13 protein-coding genes and 1 tRNA gene are annotated in these 18,284 nt (G+C 65.0%); 9 read left to right on the forward strand and 5 right to left on the reverse strand.

Translation table 11 applies throughout. The features are described from left to right. The first annotated feature begins 49 nt into the window (after window positions 1-49). Window positions 50-1,009 carry an XdhC family protein gene (locus MRBLSP13_RS05520; protein ID WP_363738149.1) on the forward strand — a complete coding sequence of 320 codons (960 nt, stop codon included), beginning with the start codon at window positions 50-52 and terminating at the stop codon, window positions 1,007-1,009. A gap of 179 nt (window positions 1,010-1,188) precedes the next feature. On the opposite strand, the gene MRBLSP13_RS05525 is transcribed toward MRBLSP13_RS05520, so the two are convergent. Beyond that, complete coding sequence (locus tag MRBLSP13_RS05525) at window positions 1,189-2,331, reverse strand: tyrosine-type recombinase/integrase (RefSeq protein WP_363753224.1); 1,143 nt, start codon at window positions 2,329-2,331, stop codon at window positions 1,189-1,191. 144 nt (window positions 2,332-2,475) lie between these two features. Continuing rightward, window positions 2,476-2,565: transfer RNA gene (locus tag MRBLSP13_RS05530), tRNA-Ser, on the reverse strand. A 122-nt stretch (window positions 2,566-2,687) separates the two neighbouring features. Between MRBLSP13_RS05530 and hspQ the strand changes: the two genes are divergently transcribed. The 3 genes from hspQ to MRBLSP13_RS05545 all read left to right on the forward strand — a co-directional run bounded on the left by hspQ (window position 2,688) and on the right by MRBLSP13_RS05545 (window position 5,852). After that, window positions 2,688-3,059, forward strand: coding sequence for a heat shock protein HspQ (gene hspQ, locus MRBLSP13_RS05535; protein WP_133653889.1), 372 nt, complete (start codon window positions 2,688-2,690; stop codon window positions 3,057-3,059). Then, window positions 3,016-3,789 (forward strand): GDSL-type esterase/lipase family protein, encoded by a 774-nt coding sequence (locus MRBLSP13_RS05540; RefSeq protein WP_363738146.1) that lies wholly within the window; start codon window positions 3,016-3,018, stop codon window positions 3,787-3,789. The genes hspQ and MRBLSP13_RS05540 overlap by 44 nt, the downstream gene beginning before the upstream one ends. A gap of 119 nt (window positions 3,790-3,908) precedes the next feature. Next, complete coding sequence (locus MRBLSP13_RS05545; protein ID WP_414714698.1) at window positions 3,909-5,852, forward strand: OPT family oligopeptide transporter; 1,944 nt, start codon at window positions 3,909-3,911, stop codon at window positions 5,850-5,852. An 87-nt stretch (window positions 5,853-5,939) separates the two neighbouring features. Here the strand turns inward: MRBLSP13_RS05545 and MRBLSP13_RS05550 are convergent, their stop codons facing one another. After that, window positions 5,940-8,705 carry a TonB-dependent receptor gene (locus MRBLSP13_RS05550; protein WP_363753230.1) on the reverse strand — a complete coding sequence of 922 codons (2,766 nt, stop codon included), beginning with the start codon at window positions 8,703-8,705 and terminating at the stop codon, window positions 5,940-5,942. A 179-nt stretch (window positions 8,706-8,884) separates the two neighbouring features. Here MRBLSP13_RS05550 and MRBLSP13_RS05555 point away from each other — a divergent pair, with 179 nt between their 5' ends. Next, window positions 8,885-9,958 (forward strand): phytase, encoded by a 1,074-nt coding sequence (locus tag MRBLSP13_RS05555; protein ID WP_363753233.1) that lies wholly within the window; start codon window positions 8,885-8,887, stop codon window positions 9,956-9,958. A gap of 41 nt (window positions 9,959-9,999) precedes the next feature. Here the strand turns inward: MRBLSP13_RS05555 and MRBLSP13_RS05560 are convergent, their stop codons facing one another. Then, window positions 10,000-12,675 carry a M1 family metallopeptidase gene (locus tag MRBLSP13_RS05560; protein WP_363753236.1) on the reverse strand — a complete coding sequence of 892 codons (2,676 nt, stop codon included), beginning with the start codon at window positions 12,673-12,675 and terminating at the stop codon, window positions 10,000-10,002. 207 nt (window positions 12,676-12,882) lie between these two features. Continuing rightward, window positions 12,883-13,341, reverse strand: a complete 459-nt coding sequence (gene queF, locus MRBLSP13_RS05565; RefSeq protein WP_363753239.1) for a preQ(1) synthase — start codon at window positions 13,339-13,341, stop codon at window positions 12,883-12,885. A 101-nt stretch (window positions 13,342-13,442) separates the two neighbouring features. Between queF and MRBLSP13_RS05570 the strand changes: the two genes are divergently transcribed. From MRBLSP13_RS05570 to MRBLSP13_RS05585, 4 genes are all read left to right on the forward strand, one after another. Further along, window positions 13,443-14,702, forward strand: a complete 1,260-nt coding sequence (locus MRBLSP13_RS05570) for a hypothetical protein (RefSeq protein WP_363753242.1) — start codon at window positions 13,443-13,445, stop codon at window positions 14,700-14,702. A gap of 143 nt (window positions 14,703-14,845) precedes the next feature. Beyond that, window positions 14,846-15,694 carry a 3-mercaptopyruvate sulfurtransferase gene (gene sseA, locus MRBLSP13_RS05575; protein ID WP_363753245.1) on the forward strand — a complete coding sequence of 283 codons (849 nt, stop codon included), beginning with the start codon at window positions 14,846-14,848 and terminating at the stop codon, window positions 15,692-15,694. Next, a complete protein-coding gene (gene metC / locus MRBLSP13_RS05580; protein ID WP_363753248.1) occupies window positions 15,691-16,914 on the forward strand; it encodes a cystathionine beta-lyase in 1,224 nt (407 codons plus the stop codon). Before sseA ends, metC begins: the two co-directional genes overlap by 4 nt. Beyond that, window positions 16,911-18,170 carry a mechanosensitive ion channel family protein gene (locus tag MRBLSP13_RS05585; RefSeq protein WP_363738132.1) on the forward strand — a complete coding sequence of 420 codons (1,260 nt, stop codon included), beginning with the start codon at window positions 16,911-16,913 and terminating at the stop codon, window positions 18,168-18,170. Before metC ends, MRBLSP13_RS05585 begins: the two co-directional genes overlap by 4 nt. The last annotated feature ends 114 nt before the right edge of the window (window positions 18,171-18,284 follow it).

Raw genomic sequence — 18,284 nt, forward strand, 5'->3', positions numbered from 1 at the left:
CGCTCGCAACGTTGATGCGGTTTTCGGTGGCGGCTCGTCTGGTCGGCGGATGACGAACGGGCCGCACTGCATCGACATGGTCAGCCACCCACGGGACGTCGCCCGATTTGTCGTCGAATGCGCCGAGGCCCGGATCGGCGTGGCGCTGGTTTTCGTCACTGCGGTCGATGGGGGCAGCATGCGCGAGCCCGGCCTGCGAATGGCGGCCAGCATTACGGGCACCACAGCAGGCTATGTGTCGAACGGCTGCGTCGAGGCGGACCTGGTGGCGCAAGCGCGCAAGGCAATCGTCGAAAATCGGCCGGCGGCCGTACAATATGGGCGGGGCAGCGGCAGGATCGACGTGGTGTTGCCGTGCGGAGGCCGAATCGAACTGTTGATATATCCCGTCGCGGATCATCATCTGCCGGCCCTGCGGGCCATGATTGAGGCGGAACGGGAGGCCGGGGCGATCGCACTGGCAACGGACGGCTCGCTCCGGTGGTACCCCGGAATGGAACCTGCCTCGCCCGGCACAGCGGCCTATGTGGTTCGACCGAAGATCCGGCTATTGATCGTGGGATCCGGCGTGGAGGCGCTGGTCCTGGCGCGTCTGGCTGCGGCAGCCGATGTGCAGGTCGAGCTGGTCTCGCCGGATGACATCACGCTGACCAAGGCACGCGATGCCGGAATTTCCGTGCGGGAACTGCGGGGGCTTTCGTCGCCCGTTGATTTGCGCATCGACGGGGGCACTGCGATAGCCCTGATGTTCCACGATCATGAATGGGAGCAAATGGTGCTGCGCCGGGCGTTGGGCAGCGACGCCTTCTATGTAGGTGCGCTCGGTAGCCGGCGAGCTCATGCCCGCCGCGTTGAAGGCCTGGTCGCTTCCGGGTGCAGCAATGAAGGCATCGCAAGGATCAAGGCGCCGATTGGTCTGGTTCACCAGCTGCGCGATCCGCATTTAATCGCCGCATCGGTGATCGCGGAAATTGCAGCCGCTTTTCAGGAGCGGTTCACGGCGTTCTAAGTACCAACGTGCGCTAAGGCTGAACAAACGACAGCTTCAACGGGCTGCCGCTCGGAAGCGGACTAACTGGAACGTCGACAAAGCGGATATAATGACCGGCCCGCACGCGGCAATGAAATGTCCGCTGCCGGTGAGCGAAATTTGGCCGCTGAGCGGCCAGGAAGGGTCGCAGCCAATCATCACTTCCCGCAATAAGCTCCCCATTCGTCCATCAGCTTCCTCCTCTTCTCGAGAAGGTTGCCTCGCCGATACGCAGCTTCCGTTTTGTCCCTAACGCGGTGCGCCAACGCCGCTTCCGCAATTTCGCCGGGATGGTTGGTCTCCTCGCTGACCCAGTCCTTGAAGGCAGAGCGAAATCCGTGGGCGGTCGCGTCCTCCTTCATCTCGCGAAGCAGCTTCGTGAGCGTCATGTCGCTCATTGGCATGTCCCCCCTGGCACCGAGAAACACGAGCGATCGCGATCCGATCCGCAGTTCGCGGCAACGCTCGATGATGGCGATTGCTGGTGCCGACAGCGGAATGACATGCTCGCGCGCCGCCTTCATCCGCGCGGCCGGGATCGTCCAGAGCTTCTCCTCCAGGTCGAATTCTTCCCACGCCGCCCCGCGAACCTCGCCGGATCGCACGGCGGTCAGGATGGCAAAGCGCAGCGCCAGACGGCTAAAGGATTCCCGCTCGGCGAGCTTGACCATGAAGGCCGGGACCCTTGCATAGGGCATGGCCGCAAAATGCCCCTCCTTCTTGGGTTGGCGGGGGAGCCCTTTGGTGATCGCCCTCATCGGCGCCTCGCTCTCGCGGTAGCCCGAAGCATAGGCCCAGTCGAGCACGGTGCCGATCCGCTGCCGAACCCGCCGCGCCGTCTCCGGCTTGGCAAGCCAGATGTCCGACAGCAGGTTACGGATCATCGGGCCGGTGATCTCGTGAACCTGCACATGGCCGATATGCGGGAACACATAGGCTTCGAGCGTCTGGAGCCACTGCTTCTCGTGCTTCTCGTTGCGCCATGTCCTGCTGTGGGCCGCAATCACCCGGGCAGCCGCTTGGCAGAATGTGGAAATGCCTTGGGCCTTGCGCCGCTCGAAGATCGGATCCAGGCCGAGTTCGACCCAGGTGCGGATTTCCCGTGCCCGTTCGCGCGCAGTCGCTAATGACACTTTCGAAGCGCTGCCGAGGCCAAAGTCACGCCGGTTGCCATTTTTCTGCACCCGACAGACCCAGCTCTTCCCACCACCGGGCTGAACCACGAGGAAAAGGCCATCGCCATCACCTAACCTTCCAGGGCGTGTTGCTGCCTTCACAGCGCTGGCGGAGAGCTTTCCCATGCGACCAAATCTCCCACATTCTTTCCCACATTTCCAATCGGTCACTGGTGGACTGGCAGGGATGGACGTGGATACGAATCACGCTGAAAGCCGCAGAAAAGCTAGGCTTCAGCGATTCGGAACGGATGTGAAAGGACAGGATGGTGGCGGAGAGGGAGGGATTCGAACCCTCGGTACCGTTGCCGGCACGCCGCATTTCGAGTGCGGTGCATTCGACCACTCTGCCACCTCTCCGCAGAAGGTTCGGCGCGTGCCGTCCCGGTCGAGCGGCGGCCATTAGCGAATGATTTTCACCTTGCCAAGCAGCGGCGAGCATTTTTCTTGTTTCGCACCGCAAGCATCCTAAATTGTGTCACATGAACGACGCGATTCAGATTTTCGGAACCGATGTTACAGCCCCGCCCATCGTCCACGCCGGCTTCAGCATCGGCGATGTCGTGCAGCACCGCCTTTTCGGCTTTCGCGGGGTGGTGTTCGATATCGATCCCGTCTTCGCCAATACGGAAGAATGGTATCAGGCCATTCCCGAGGAGGTCAGGCCGGACAAGCATCAGCCCTTCTACCATCTGCTCGCCGAAAATGGCGAAAGCAGCTATGTCGCCTATGTCAGCCAGCAAAACCTGATCGCGGACGACAGCGAGGAGCCTGTCGATCATCCCGCCATCTCCGGCATGTTCGGCACCTATGCCAACGGCAAATATCAACTCCGCCCCCTGCATCGCCACTAGGGGCCGCCTCCGGGCGGGCCGGGCGCTGATCGGCCTTGCGCTGCTGCTGGGGGCTGGCGGCCTGCTGCACGCGGCCGAACAGGCACCGGCGCTCAAGGTCAATGCCGATCCCGCCTTTCCGTTCTCGCGCGAGATCGAGGCATTTGCCAAGGCCAACGAGGCCGGTCCCGCAATCACGGACGCCACGCTGTTCCTGGGCAGCTCCAGCATTCGCCTATGGGACATCGGCGGCAGCTTCCCTGACATCGGCGCCATCAACCGGGGCTTCGGCGGCGCGACCACCCCTGATGTCCTGCATTATTACAAGCGCCTGCTGCCCAGGGCGAAGCCGCGTTCCATCCTGGTCTATGTCGGGGAAAATGATCTGGCCGCCGGTGCCAGCCCGGCCGAGGTGGCGAACAATGTGCTGGCCCTGCTCAGGCAACTGCGCACCGATTATCCCAAGGCGCATATCGCCTATCTGTCCTTGAAGCCCAGCCCCATGCGCTGGACGCTCTGGCCGAAAATGGCGGCGGTCAACATGACCGTGGCGGCGCGGGCGCGGGTAAGCCGTTTCGACTATCTGGATGTTGGCCGCGTATTGCTGGCGCCGGACGGCCTGCCCGACGCATCTCTGTTCCGGCCTGACGGGCTGCACATGAATCCGCGCGGCTACACGCTCTGGACGCGGTTGGTCGATGCTTATCTGGATGCCGCCGTCGCCGGCGACACCAGGGGCGCCGCCTCGTGACGCTTCGCGCGCACTTTCCGATTGATCCACAGCCAAGCAACATTATTACCAGACATCGGTAAAACAGCCGCAGGCAAGGGGACAGACGAGTGACAAGTGATTCGGCCAAGGCGGCCCCCATGGCGGAGCTGACGCTTCGCGGCGTCATATTGGGCGCGCTCATCACTTTGCTGTTCACGGCCGCCAACGTCTATCTGGGCCTCAAGATCGGACTGACCTTCGCCACCTCCATCCCTGCCGCCGTCATCTCCATGGCCGTGCTGCGGCTGTTCGCGACCGGTACGATCCTGGAAAACAACATCGTCCAGACCATCGCATCGGCGGCCGGCACGCTGTCGGCCATCATCTTCGTGTTGCCGGGCCTGGTCATCATCGGCTGGTGGCAGGGCTTTCCCTATTGGCTGAGCGCCTTCACCATTGCGCTGGGCGGCATATTGGGCGTCATGTATTCCGTGCCGCTGCGCCGCGCGCTGGTGACAGGTTCCGACCTGCCCTATCCCGAGGGCGTGGCCGCCGCCGAAGTGCTGAAAGTCGGCGCCGGTTCGCGCGAGGGGCTGGAGGAGAACAAGCGCGGCCTGGCCGCCATCGTCGCCAGCTCCGTCGCCGCAGCCGCCTTCGCGATCCTGGCCAAGACCAGGCTGATCGCGGAGGAAGCCGCAACCTACTTCAAATTCGGCGCGGGCGCGTCCAGCGTTTCCACCAGCTTTTCCATGGCGCTGATCGGCGTCGGGCATCTGGTGGGCCTGTCGGTGGGCATCGCCATGTTCTTCGGCCTGCTGATAAGCTGGGTCGGCCTGGTGCCCTACCTTACCGCCCCTCTTCCGACGGGCGCCGATCTGAGCGAACTCGTCGGCACCACCTTCCGGATGAAGGCGCGCTTCATCGGTGCCGGCACCATCGGCATCGCCGCCATCTGGACCCTGCTCAAGATATTGGGACCGATCGTCAGCGGCATCCGGTCCGCCATGACGGCGGCGAAGGTCCGCAAGTCCGGCAATGCCGGCCTGCTCGACCTTAGCGAACGCGATCTTCCCATCGGCGTCGTCGGCGGCACCATCCTCGCTTCGCTGCTGCCGATCGCGGTGCTGCTCTGGATCTTCGCGCAGGGCGGGCCGATCGCGCTCAACCCCGTGCCGATCATCGTGCTGACGCTGGCCTATATCCTGGTGGCGGGCATCGTCATCGCATCGGTCTGCGGCTATATGGCGGGGCTGATCGGCGCATCGAACAGTCCGATTTCCGGCGTCGGCATTCTCGCGGTGCTGGGCGCCTCGCTGATCCTGGCGGCCATCTACGGGTCGGGCGGCGATCCGAAGCAGGCGCAGGCGCTGATCGCCTATGCGCTGTTCGTCACTGCCATCGTCTTCGGCGTCGCAACCATTTCCAACGACAATCTTCAGGATCTGAAGACCGGCCAGCTGGTTGGCGCAACGCCGTGGAAGCAGCAGATCGCGCTGGTGCTGGGCGTGATCTTCGGCGCGCTGGTGATCCCCCCGGTGCTGGACCTGCTGAACAGCGCCTTCGGCTTCGCGGGCGCGCCCGGCGCCAAGGCGACCGCCCTCCCCGCGCCGCAGGCCGCGCTGATCTCCGCCCTGGCGAAGGGCGTGCTGGGCGGCGATCTCGACTGGGGCCTGATCGGCTTCGGCGCGGGCATCGGCGTGATCGTCGTCGCCATCGACGAACTGCTGGGCAAGGCGGGCAGGCTCCGCCTGCCGCCTTTAGCGGTCGGCATGGGCATCTACCTGCCGATGGCGCTGACCCTGCTGATTCCGGTCGGCGCGGTGATCGGGCATCTCTACAATCGTTGGGCGCTGCGCCAGTCCAGCCCCGAATTTGCCGAGCGCATGGGGGTGCTGATGGCGACCGGCTTCATCGTCGGGGAAAGCCTGTTCGGCGTCGCCTTTGCCGGGATCGTCGCGGCGACGGACAGCGACGCCCCCATGGCGCTGGTGGCGGAGAACCCCTGGGCCGTGCCGCTGTCGGTAATCGCCTTCTTCGGCGTGATCTGGGCGCTTTACGCGCGCCTTCGTCGCTGGGCCAGCGCACCTTTGGGACCAGCCTGACAAACCTCCGACAGGGGCCGAAGGATGAAATGAAGGGGGCCACCTCAGGTGACCCCCTAATTTCTTTATTCCTGAAGCTTCTGCGGATCAGAAGTTGAACCGGATGCCGCCGGTATAACGGCGACCGAAACGTTCCCACTCGATCGTCTGGTTGCTGCTGTTGGGCGCCTGCACGCCGCTTGCGCGCAGCAGGCTGCCCGGATCGGAGAAACGGCGGCCCGGATGGTTGAGCAGGTTCGATGCGTCGAAATAGATCTCGAAATTCCGGGTGATCGCATAGCGCGCCGAGAAGTCCAGTTCGTCGTCCGAATCCCAATAGGTGTCGCCCGCATCGGCCAGGCTACCCACCGTGTCGAGCCATTTGCTGCGGTTCTGATATTGCAGGCGGATCGACAGGCCATATTTCTCGTAATAGCCGCCAATATTGTAGACGAAGTCCGACGTGCCGGGCAGCCGCAGCTTGCGGTTGCCCAGATCGACCTTGCTGTTGTTCAGCGTGATGTTGGCCGAAACGCCAAAGCCGCCCAGGAATTCTGGCAGGCCCAGATCGTCCGTCCATGGCTCAAGCTGCAACTGCGCAGCCGCTTCCAGACCATAAATGCGGCCCGAACCACCATTGACGAGGCCGCTGAACGTATAGCCGGACCGGTCGATGCCGTTGCTGTTGAGCGCGGCCGAATTGAAGGTGCGGGAGGAGGTGTAGAGGAAATCCTCGATCTTCTTGTAGAAGGTGCCGATCATCAGATAGCCCTGCGGACGCAGATACCATTCGAAATAGGCGTCGACGCCATAGGCGCGCTCGGGCTTGATCGCCGGATTGCCGCCCGAGATCGTCTCATTGCTGTCGTTGACGACGACATTGGGCCGCAACTGGTCATAATCGGCGCGCGCCGCGCCGCTGTTGAAGGACAGGCGCAGCTTCTTCGTGTCGTCGATATTATAGTTGATGTGCATGCTGGGGAAGGCCAGCGTCTGCGTGGCCTCTGCCGTGACGAGACCGCTGACCCCCGCAATGGTGCCGACGGCTGAACCCCGGTTCTTGATATGCTCGACGCGCACGCCGCCGACCACCGAACCCCAGTCGTAGCGGAAGGTACCCATCAGGTAACCGGCGATGATCTCCTCCCGCACATCGTAATTATTGCCGGTGTTCGGCGCGAAGGCATAGGCCGCTTGCGCCGCCTTCGACGCGGCGCGCATCTTGTCCGTGTCGAAATAATGGAAGGTGTAGCCCATCGGGATCTCGCCCAGGAACTTCTGGTCGGTCGAGAACTGGTTATAGTCCGTGGGCAGGACGGTCGCGGCCTGCGCGGCGTTCAGCGTGATCTGCCGTTCGTCCGCGATCTTCGTGCGGCGGTCATATTGGATCCCGCCCTTCAGCGTCGCATGTTCCAGCTCACGCGCCAGAACCAGGCGACCCGTATACGCCTTGGTCGTGTCCACCGCGTCCAGCACCGTGAAGCCGGAAAGCGGCTTGGTGAAGCTGTCGACGTCCACGACCCGCGCACCGGCGGCATAGCGGGTCGGGCCGGCCAGTTGCAGCGTGCGGTAGAGCGTCAGGCGCGACAGGTTCGGGTCGGAAAAATCATAGGCGACGGTCGGCCGCAGGTTGCGCGTGCCCGGGCTGTCCCAGGTCGCCTCCCCCACGACCGATCGGTCGTCCTTCGATTCGGTATAGTTGCCGACCCAGCTCAGCCTCCAGCCGTCGGCAAATTCATGATCGCCCGCCAGCGTATTGGTGAAGACCGACTGGCGAAAGGCGCGCAGCGTGGAACGCTGGCGGATGTCGATGCCATAGACCGTGCCCTGCTGCGGCGTGTTGCCGATGCAGACGTCGGCATAGCCCGAAGTGGCCGGCGTCGCGTTGGGCGTAATCGTGCAGGCAGCGCTGCTGCTCGACAGGTCGGATTCCCTGTCGTCCAGATCGAAGCGGTAATTGTCCCGCGCCTCGTCATCGGTGAAGATGGTATAGATCGACCGCAGCGAGATGGTGTTCCGCGCGTCCGGCTTCCAATCCAGGCGGCCGGAAACCGACCAGTTCTTGCGGGTCAGACGATAGAGCTTGTTTTCGGCTTCATGGGCCCAAAAGCGCGTTTCGTTGCCAGGGCGGGCATCCCGGCTGACGCGCTCATAATCGGTCTCGAAATTATCCGTGACCATGTTGCGCTCATAATAGCTGCCCGACAGCAGCACGCCGATCTCACCGATGCCGGTCTGGAAGCGGTCGGAAACGACCAGCGCGCCTTCATATTCCTTCCTGTCGCCCAGTTCGGCAAAGCCAAGGCCGCCCTTCCCCGCCAGATGGAAGCCGTCATAATCGAAGGCCGACCGCGTGATGACGTTGACGTTGCCGGCGACCGTTTCGCCCGGCATGTCGGGCGTCACCGCCTTCGACACGATGATCTTGCCGGCAATGGCCGACGGGATGGAATCGAAACGGGCGTCGCGGCCTTCCGGGCTCACCACGTTGATGCCGTCGAACGACAGGGTGGTCCAGGTCTTGGGCGCGCCGCGCAGATTGATGTAGCGGGCCTGGCCCTGGTCGCGCTCGACGCTGATGCCGGGCAGGCGGCTGGCGGCCTGCGCGATGTTCTGGTCAGGCAGGCGACCGACCGAGTCGGACGCCGCCACCGTGACCAGCGAGTCGCTGTTTTTCTGGATTTCCAGGGCCGCCGCCTCGGACTCCGCGATCGGGCGGGTGCCGGTGACGACGATCGCTCCCATATCGTCATCCACGGCCGGCGCCTGGGCCATGACCTGAGACGAAGCCAAGGCCCAACCGGCAACGCCGCAGCTCAGCGCAAGACGAACGAACGGTGCGCCGGCGCGCGGCCAGACGAAATCATGTTGCATAGGATCCCCTGTTGAAACGGCCCGTTAAAAATGGGCCTGGCGGCGCACGTAGAGCGGCGGAAATACAATCCCGTGAAATTATGGTGACAGAACAGTGACATGCCAGGCGCTACTCGCCCTCTTCCGTCACAGCCCCGTCATAAAGCGCGTCCAAGAGGTGCCGCAAACGGGGGCATTCCATGACCAGACAATCCACTGCCGGCCTTTGCGCCGCTTTCCTGCTCGGCGCCTGCGCCAGCGCGGCGCCAGAGCGCCCGCTGATGGAACGCATCGCCAACGCCACGCCGGCCGTCACCGTGACGGCCCGCGGAGAAACCACGCCCGTCGGCACGCCCAATGCCGATGCGGCAGATGATCCGGCGATCTGGCGCAACGCCGCCGATCCGGCGCAGAGCCTGATCGTGGGCACCGACAAGAAGGCGGGCCTTTACGTCTACGCGCTGGATGGGAAGACCCGCGACTTTCTCGACGCGGGCCGGGTCAACAATGTCGATCTGCGCGACGGGGTGATGATCAATGGCCGGAGCGGGATATTGGTCGTCGCGAGTGACCGCAACGACATTGCCCATGCCAGGCTGGCGCTGTTCCGCCTCGATCCCGCCTCAGCCAGGTTGAGCGCCCTGAGCAAGGTGGACGCCGGCCAGGGCGAGGCCTATGGCATCTGCCTCTACCGCGCGACGGAAGCGACCTATGCCTTCATCGTGCTGAAGGACGGCACGGTGAACCAGGTCGCGCTCGACACTTCCGGGGCCACGCCCATGGGCCGCATCGTGCGGAGCCTGAAGCTTGGCACCCAGTCGGAAGGCTGCGCGGTCGACGACCGCACCGGCATCGCCTATGTGGCGGAGGAGGATGTCGGCCTCTGGCGCTTCGATGCCCGTGCCGACGCCCCCACCACCCTGACCAGGATAGCGGCGGCGGACGGCAGGAACCTCGTCATGGATGCCGAAGGCGTCGCCATCGCGCCAATGGGCGAGAAGGACGGCTATGTCCTGGTCTCCAGCCAGGGGGACAATGCCTATGTCGCCTATCGGCTGTCGGACGACAGCTATGCCGGCCGCTTTCGCGTGGTCGACGGCAGCATTGGCGGGTCGGAGGAAACCGATGGCATCGACCTGATGCTGGGCGATTTCGGACCGGGCTATCCCGGCGGGCTGTTCGTGGCGCAGGACGGGCACAACGCCACGGCGGCGCAGAATTTCAAGCTGGTGGCCTGGGACGACATCGCCAGGGCACTCGACCTGCCCCGTTGATCCGGAAAGTCCCTCCCGTTTCCGGGAGGGACCATCGGCGCCTATTTCTTCGCGAACCATCCGATCAGCGCGGGCTTCAGCCGTGCCCGGGTCTCGATCCGTGTCTTGATCGCGGCGATGGAGCGATCCACCACCTTGCGCGATTCCGGCGTCAGATATTGGGTGGCATAGGCGTCCAGCTTCGTCACCATCGCCGGATCGGCGGAATTGCCGCCAAGCCGCGCAATCGCCTGGCTGCGCGCCGACACGTCGATCATCGCCTCATATTGCTCGCGATGCGCCAGCACATAGTCGACGGCCAACATCGGATGCTCGCCGCCCACGGCGGATATGATGGCCGCGCTGGTCGTCTTGCCCGGCTCGTCGGTCATCGCCAGGTCGAGCGCCCTGGCAGCCAGCTTCTCATCCTTGGCCGCGCCCAGCAGGGCGAAGGTGGTGCTCTTTTCGAGGTCCGACTTGGCGCCGTTGGCCATGGCGCGCAGCTTGTCCCAGGTCGCGGCATCGGCATTTTCCGCGATGATGCGGAGCCAGACATTGCGCAGCGGACCATCAAGCGCGGACGGATTGGTCGCCAGCGCAGCGAAACGCTTGTTCGCTTCCGCGACCACCGCCTTGTCGCCCATGCCGCCCAGCGTCGACACCAGGGCCGAGCGCAACACCGGCACCTGGGGATTCTCGCCCGGCTTGGCATCGAATCCGACGCTTGCCAGCACCGGGCTCAGCTTCTTCGACGCATAGGCCGCGACCCGCGCCTGGCTCGCCTTGTCGCTCTCCAGCATGGTGTGGGCACTGTCGAGATAGCCCGGCACCTCCGCCAGCACGGCGGGGCTGGCGGTCGCGGGCACGGCATCGATCAGGTCGAGGGCCAGTCCCATGGGCTGATAGCCGCCGAGGCCCAGCTGGAAATTGTCCGCCATCAGGCCGATCTGGTCCATGGACGTCAATTTGGTGAAGTCCCTGACCAGGGATCTGAGATTCGCTTCCGGATAGAGCGAGCGGTAATAGCCCGTCTGCCCGGCGTTGATCAGATAGGCGCCACAACCCGGCAGCGTCACCTGCGCCGATCCGTTCAGGATCAGGCGCTGCTGCGTCCCGCCGCCCCCTTGGCCGATCGCCTGCGCCATCACCGGCACATTCCATTTGAGCGGCGCCTTGTCCTTCCGGTCACGGCTGAATTCTCCCTGCGACAGTGACAGGATGGTCGATCCGCCCTGACATTGCGCGCTGTCCACCTTGACCAGCGGGATGCCCGGCTGGCTCGTGAAATCATGTGCGATGCCGACCACGCCCTTGGCGCCCGCGCCCTCGACCGCCTTCCACAGGTCGTCGGTCACGGTGTTCCCATAGGCGTGCTGCTTCATATAGGCGCGGATGCCCGAACGCCACGCATCTTCCCCCGCAAAGCCCTCGAGCATGGTGATGACGGCCTCGCCCTTTTCATAGGTGATGTCGTCAAAGGCCTGGTTCACCTCATCGACGGTGTGGATCTTCTGGAGGATCGGGTGGGTCGTCACCAGCGAATCCAGGCTCATAGCCCGCTCGCGGCCATTGACGCGGGACAGCAGCATTTCCCATTCGGGGTTCAGCTTGTCGGTGACCTTGGTCGCCATCCAGCTTGCGAAACCTTCGTTCAGCCAGAGATCATCCCACCAGGCCATGGTGACCAGATCGCCGAACCACTGGTGCGCCATTTCATGGGCGACGATCGAATAGATGGTCCGACGCGTGCTTTCCGACGTGAAGCGCGGATCGACCAGCAAGGCCCGCTCGAAGGTGAAGATCGCGCCCCAATTCTCCATGGCGGAGAAGAACTGGCTCTGCCCCGGCCCCGCGACATTGTCCAGCTTGGGCAAGGGGAAAGGCACGCCGAAATAGTCGTTATAATAAGGCAGGATCGCCGCCGACGCATCGAGCGCGAGTTGCGCCTTGCCGGTGTTGCCCTTGCCGGTGATCACGCCGACTTCGGTTGCGCCGGCCATTTTCGTTGCGCGTTCCAGTTCGCCCAGGCCGAAGAAGAGGAGGTAGGATGACATTTTCGGGCTGGTGCCAAAGGTCACCAGCTTCCTGTCCGACCCGGCATCGGCGCTGCTCTTGACCGGCATGTTGCTGACGGCAAGCTGATCGGCGGGGACGACGGCGCTGAGATCGAAGGTCGCCTTGTAGCTCGGCTCATCGAAGCTCGGCACGAAGCGACGGGCGTCGGGCGCCTCGAACTGGGTGAAGAGGGCGCGCTTCGCCTTGCCGGCATTGTCGGTATAATCGAGCGCGAACAGGCCGTTCGCCTGCTGGTTGATGACACCTGCATAGTCGATGTCGAGCTTGTAGCTGCCTGGCTGGAGCGGCTTGCCGAAATCGAAGGTGACGGTCTGCGCGGCGGCGTCGATCCGGGCGGTCCCCTTTGCGGCCTTACCCTTTGCCGCCTTGTCGTTCACCGGGGTCAGCGTCACCGAACTTATCGTCAGGTCCGCCGCGTTCAGCACCAGGGCAGGCATCGCCTGAGTCACGGTGACATCGATGGTGGTCCTGCCCGTGAACTTCAGATTGGCCGCATCGGGAGTCACCTCAATCGCATAATGGCTGGGCGCGGCGCCGCGCGGCAGTTGCGTGGTCACACCCGCGGCGGGGCCGGACGGGGCCACCGGCTGCGCCCATGCCGGGACAGCCACGGCCAGCGGCGCGGCCGCCAGCATCAGCGGAAGGATTTTCGAAAAGGACATGAGGTTCGCAACTCCGACAGGTTGGAACGGCGCGGCGAAAGTCGCGCGCCAGGATGTCAGGGGGATCGTCCGTTTCACCTCGTCGGTCAAGCCGGGCGCCCCGCCGCACATGTCGTTGGTCGAAACTTGTTGTTCGTTTGTCAAACAAAAGCGGAGGTGAAGCTTCCTGCCGCCACGCCGGCAGGAACGCCATTCCCTCCGGGCGCGTTAACCCCGCCCGCGATAACCCGGCACGTCCTGCGGGGGGAGCCACAGCCCCGCCGGCGGCTCGCCTGATTGCCAGAACACGTCGATGGGAATGCCCCCGCGCGGATACCAATAGCCGCCGATGCGCAGCCATATCGGGTTCATCTCCGCGAACAGCCTTTCGCCGATCCCGACCGTGCAATCCTCATGGAAGGCGGCATGGTTGCGAAAGGCGCTGAGGAACAGCTTCAGCGATTTGGATTCGACGATGGTCGCCGCGGGCGCATAGTCGATCACCAGATGCGCGAAATCGGGTTGCCCCGTCACCGGACAGAGGGACGTGAATTCCGGCGCGGTGAAGCGCACCAGATAGGGCTTCCCCGGACGCGGATTGGACACATAATCCAGCACGGCCTCTTCGGGACGTGCGGGCAGGGCACTGGTTCGGCCCAGATGAAGTGGAGTCGGCATGTCAGTCATGGCAGGCCATCTACGCCATTGCACGGCAGATGTCATCGTCACGCCTCTCTTGCCTTTCGTTCATGGCGGGTTCACCTGGGCAAATGCCTTGGCTGCCACCCATGGGGTTCCGTTTTTCGCTTCTGCTCGCCGCGCCGCTGCTGCTGGCCGCGCCTGCCTTCGCCCAGCAGGAAAATAGCAGCGATCCGGTCTTCAACCTGCCGCGCACCGCACCGCCGCCGCAGGCCAATCCCAAAGCGCAGGGGCCGGAACTGAACGTGTTCCGCGGCGCGCCCACGCCGGTGACGCCGCCGCCGGTCGTGACGCCAACGATCCAGCTTCCGCCCATCGCTGTCCCGGCACCGGCTCAACCCCAGACAGAGACACAACCGCAAAGCCAGCCCAACCAGCGTCCCACCGGGGCAGCGCGCACGCCGCAACCCGCGCCGCAAAGTGGGACCCCGGCCGAAGGCCCAGCCCGCAGCGAAGCACCTCCCCCATCATCGCTGGCCCCATCATCGCCGGTCGAAAATCAAGGCCCTCCCCCCGCCGCCAATGACGCGGCGCCCGGCCCGCCGCCTGCCCAGCCCGCCGTCGTGGAGCAGCCCGCGCCCGCATGGCCGTGGATCGCCGCAGCCGCAGGGGCCGCCATCCTGCTGATCGGGGCCTTTTTCTGGCTGCGCCGCCGCAAGGAAGACGCGGTGGAGGACCAGCCCCACGAAGCCGAAGCGGCACCGCCGCCCATGCCGGCTCCACCCCAGCCCCAGCCCCAGCCCCAGCCCCAGCCCCAGCCCAGGGCGGTACCTGCCTCGCCCAAACCAGCAACCGCGCAGGCTACCGCACCGGCAACCAGCGACCGGCCATGGATCGAACTTGCCATGGAAGTGCAGGCCGCCCGCCTGACATTATTGGGCGCGACCATCGGCTATCGGCTGATGCTCCACAATCGCGGCAACCGTGCGGCGGAGGATATTCTGGTCCGCAGCCTGATCACCAATGCCGATCCACAGCAGCAGCAGGCGCTTTTCCAGCCCTTCTTCGCAGGTGAAACCGGCCTTCCGGTTCATTCGGTCGTGTCGATCGCGCCGGGCGAGACTCAGGCGCTCATCGGGGAAATGCGGCTTGACGCGCAGGCGATCGCCGCGATCCCCATGGGCGAGCGGGCGCTGCTGATCCCCTTGATCGCCTTCGACGCGCATTATCGCTGGACGGGCACCAGTACGAGTGACAGTGAAGGCGCCGGACGCACCGGGCGCGTCTTCATCATCGGGGAGGAACGATCGCCGCCGGTCGAACGCCTCTCCCCCTTCCGGCTGGATCTTGGCCCGCGCCAATATCCTGCCCCCGGCAGCCGCGCGACCGCGCTCAGCCTCTCCAGCTAAGGTGAACGGCCCTTCCCACCTCCGCTGAAGCCGTCATATCGTCAAAAGCGGAAAACCGGTTCCCACTTCTCCCCGCGATGCTCTAGAACAGGTCTGCGCCACCCGTCGCAGGTGGCCGAACGAGCGAGGGAGCAAGGGCGCGCATGGACATATTGGTGACGACCGACTGGCTTGAGGGGGAATTGGGCAAGCCCGACCTCCGGATCGTCGACGCCAGCCTGTTCCTGCCCGGTGTGCCCCGCAATCCCCAGGCCGAGTTCGAGGCCGCCCATATCCCCGGCGCCGTCTTCCTCGACCTTCCCAGCCTGGCCGACCCCGACGATCCGCGCCCCGGCATGCTGCCGACCGATGATTTCATGACCGAGCGTTGCCGGCGCCTTGGCATCGACGCGGACAGCCGCATCATCGTCTATGACAACAGCCCGACCCACAGCGCGGCGCGCGGCTGGTGGATGATGCGCCTCTATGGCGTGGGCAAGGGCGCGGCGATCCTCGACGGCGGCCTTTCGAAATGGCTGGCGGAGGGACGGCCGACGGAAAGCGGCATGCCCGAAACGGCGCCCGGCAATGCCATCGCAAGGCGCGACACAGGCCAGGTCCGCACCAAGGAGGATATTCTCGCCAATCTCGAAAGCGGGTCGGAACAGGTACTGGATGCACGGGGCGCCGCGCGCTTCACGGGCGAGGAACGGGAACCCCGCCCCGGCATGGCGTCGGGCCATATTCCGGGCAGCCGCAACATCCCCTCCTCCGCCTTCTACCATGCCGACAACAGCATGAAGCAGGGCGGGGAACTGCGCCGCCTGTTTGTCGACGCCGGGACGGATTTCGACCGCCCGATCATCACCAGCTGCGGCAGCGGCGTGACGGCCGCGATCCTGCTCGCGGGCCTGGAACTGCTCGGCAAGACCGACGTCACCCTCTATGATGGAAGCTGGTCCGAATGGGGGCTGGACCCAGCCACGCCGAAAGCGACCGGTCCCGCCGCATGACCCGGAAGTCGGGCAAGAGCGGGGACCGCAAGCCCCTGACCCAAATCGCCCAGGCGGGCCGCAAGCCCGAATGGACCGGCATGCCCGGCCAGCCCGGAGGCATCGTCAACCCGCCGGTCTGGCGTGCCTCGACCATTCTTTACGACGATGTCGCGCATCTGCGCGGCGCGGCAGGGCGCAGCACGCATGAACGGCTGTTCTACGGCCGCAAGGGCACGCCCACGGCATGGAGCCTGGCCGATGCCCTCACCGAAATGGAGCCGGGCGCCGAAGGCACCATGCTCTATCCGTCGGGAGTCGCGGCCATTGCCTGCGCGTTGATGGCGGTGCTGAAACCCGGCGACCAGCTTCTGATGGTCGACAGCGCCTATGACCCGACGCGCAATTTCTGCGAGCAGATGCTCCGTCCACTGGGCGTGGAGACGGTTTATTACGATCCGACCGTGGGCGCGGGGATCGCGGCGCTCATCACCGACGCCACCCGCGCCATCTTCATGGAAAGCCCCGGCAGCCTGACCTTCGAGGTGCAGGACGTGCCCGCCATCACCGCCATTGCGCGGGACAGGGGCATAACGACGCTGATCGACAACACATGGGGCACCCCCTATTTCTTCCCGGCGCTCGGCCATGGCGTCGACATCAGCATTCTCGCCTGCACCAAATATATCGTCGGCCATAGCGACGTGATGATGGGGTCGGTCACGGCCACTCCCGCCTTCTTTCCCAGGATCCGCCAGACCGCCTATCTTTTCGGGCAGATGACCAGCCCCGACGATGCCTGGCTCGCGGCGCGCGGTCTGCGGACATTGGGCGTCCGGCTCAACCAGCATCAGGCGAGCGCGCTGCGCATCGCGCAATGGCTGTCGCAGCAGCCCGACGTCGCCCGCGTCCTCCACCCGGCCCTGCCCTCCTGTCCCGGCCATGCGCTTTGGGATCGCGATTTCACCGGTTCAAGCGGCCTGTTCAGCTTCGTCCTCAAGGGCGGCGATGAAGCGGCCCGTGCCGCCCTGATCGACGGCCTCGCGCATTTTGGCATCGGCTATAGCTGGGGCGGCTTCGAAAGCCTCGCGCTTCCGGTCGATCCCGCCCGCTACCGCACGGCCACCGCCTGGCAGGCGGAGGGGCCGGTCGTCCGCCTCCAGATCGGGCTGGAGGACGCCGACGACCTCATCGCCGATCTCGACGCGGGCCTTGCCCGCTTCCGGGCCGCGCGCGGATGACGCCGGGCTTGCCCGAACTTCTGCCGCTGTTGCCGGGCGATCCGGCCATCGTCCATCCCTTGGTCGCGCTGGCGCTGGCCATCGCCATCCATTTGATTGCCGGCGCGATCGCCCGCATCGCCGCGCCGCGCCTGCGCCGCCGATTCCGCGGCCTGGGGGAGGCGCTGGCGGGGCATTTGCGCCCGATCCTGCGCCACGGCATCGCCGCAGCCGTCACGGCGCTGGCGGTCGCCTTCTGGCCGGTCGGGGATCTGGCGCATCTGGTGCTGAGCGCCGCGCTCGCCCTGTCGCTTTCGCTGCTCGCCGTGCATGTCCTGCGCAGCCTCGCCATTCCGCGCCTTGCCGTGCTGCCGATCGCCTTGCTGCTGTTCGTCATGGTTCTTTCCGGCAGCAGCGGTGGCTTCGCTCCCGTGGCGGACATGCTCGACGGCGTCGGCCTGGACCTTGGCAAGCGGCGCGTCACCTTGTTGGGGCTGGTCAGCATGGCTGCGATCTGCGTCGCGCTGTTCGCCCTGGTGCGCCTTGCCAACCGCATCATCGGGCGCAGCATCACGCACGCCCATGGCCTGGACGCCACGCAGAAGCTGCTGGCGCAGAAGCTGGCCGCCATCGTCGTGGTGGTCGCGGCCTTCTTCATCGGCGTGGACCTGCTCGGCGTCGACCTCACCGCCTTCACCGTCTTCTCCGGCGCGCTGGGCCTCGCCGTCGGCTTCGGCCTGCAAAAGACCTTCGGCAATCTGATCGCCGGCATCATCCTGCTGATGGACCGGTCGATCAAGCCGGGCGACGTCATCGTCGTCGGCGACAGCTTCGGCTGGGTGAACAAGATCGGCGTGCGCGCCGTCAGCGTCATCACCCGCGACGGCAAGGAACATCTGATCCCGAACGAGAATCTGATGACGCAGGAGGTGGAGAACTGGTCCTATTCCGACCGCAATGTCCGCGTCCGCATTCCCGTCGGCATCGGTTATGACAGCGACCTCCAGCTCGCGCAGGAACTGATGCTGCGCGCCGCGCAGGAAAGTCCCCGCGTGCTTCGCAATCCCAAACCCAATGTCTGGCTCACCGCCTTTGGCGAAAACCGCGTTGAACATGACATATTGGTGTGGATCAGCGACCCGGAAAGCGGCATCGGCAGTGTGAAATCGGATGTGCTCGGCCGGCTGTGGCGGCTGTTCCGCGACCATGGCATCACCATCCCCTATCCGCAGCGCGTCATTCATGCACCGCGCGACGCGGCACCGCCCCTGCCGTAGCGCAACGATCCCCAATTGCGGCAAAAAGCGCGCGCGACGCCGCGCCGTGCCACAATCATGCCTAAATTTGTTGCAGACCAGCAACATTACAGACGCAAACGTCATCGTTCCGCA

This window comes from Sphingobium sp. LSP13-1-1.1 (genome assembly GCF_040676415.1).
Lineage (GTDB): Bacteria > Pseudomonadota > Alphaproteobacteria > Sphingomonadales > Sphingomonadaceae > Sphingobium.

Bases quoted from the DNA above. Each gene is read 5' to 3' on its own strand.
- MRBLSP13_RS05520 (WP_363738149.1), top strand. From the start codon at position 50: ATGACGAACGGGCCGCACTGCATCGACATGGTCAGCCACCCACGGGAC.
- MRBLSP13_RS05525 (WP_363753224.1), bottom strand. From the start codon at position 2,331: ATGGGAAAGCTCTCCGCCAGCGCTGTGAAGGCAGCAACACGCCCTGGA.
- hspQ (WP_133653889.1), top strand. From the start codon at position 2,688: ATGAACGACGCGATTCAGATTTTCGGAACCGATGTTACAGCCCCGCCC.
- MRBLSP13_RS05540 (WP_363738146.1), top strand. From the start codon at position 3,016: ATGCCAACGGCAAATATCAACTCCGCCCCCTGCATCGCCACTAGGGGC.
- MRBLSP13_RS05545 (WP_414714698.1), top strand. From the start codon at position 3,909: ATGGCGGAGCTGACGCTTCGCGGCGTCATATTGGGCGCGCTCATCACT.
- MRBLSP13_RS05550 (WP_363753230.1), bottom strand. From the start codon at position 8,705: ATGCAACATGATTTCGTCTGGCCGCGCGCCGGCGCACCGTTCGTTCGT.
- MRBLSP13_RS05555 (WP_363753233.1), top strand. From the start codon at position 8,885: ATGACCAGACAATCCACTGCCGGCCTTTGCGCCGCTTTCCTGCTCGGC.
- MRBLSP13_RS05560 (WP_363753236.1), bottom strand. From the start codon at position 12,675: ATGTCCTTTTCGAAAATCCTTCCGCTGATGCTGGCGGCCGCGCCGCTG.
- queF (WP_363753239.1), bottom strand. From the start codon at position 13,341: ATGACTGACATGCCGACTCCACTTCATCTGGGCCGAACCAGTGCCCTG.
- MRBLSP13_RS05570 (WP_363753242.1), top strand. From the start codon at position 13,443: ATGGGGTTCCGTTTTTCGCTTCTGCTCGCCGCGCCGCTGCTGCTGGCC.
- sseA (WP_363753245.1), top strand. From the start codon at position 14,846: ATGGACATATTGGTGACGACCGACTGGCTTGAGGGGGAATTGGGCAAG.
- metC (WP_363753248.1), top strand. From the start codon at position 15,691: ATGACCCGGAAGTCGGGCAAGAGCGGGGACCGCAAGCCCCTGACCCAA.
- MRBLSP13_RS05585 (WP_363738132.1), top strand. From the start codon at position 16,911: ATGACGCCGGGCTTGCCCGAACTTCTGCCGCTGTTGCCGGGCGATCCG.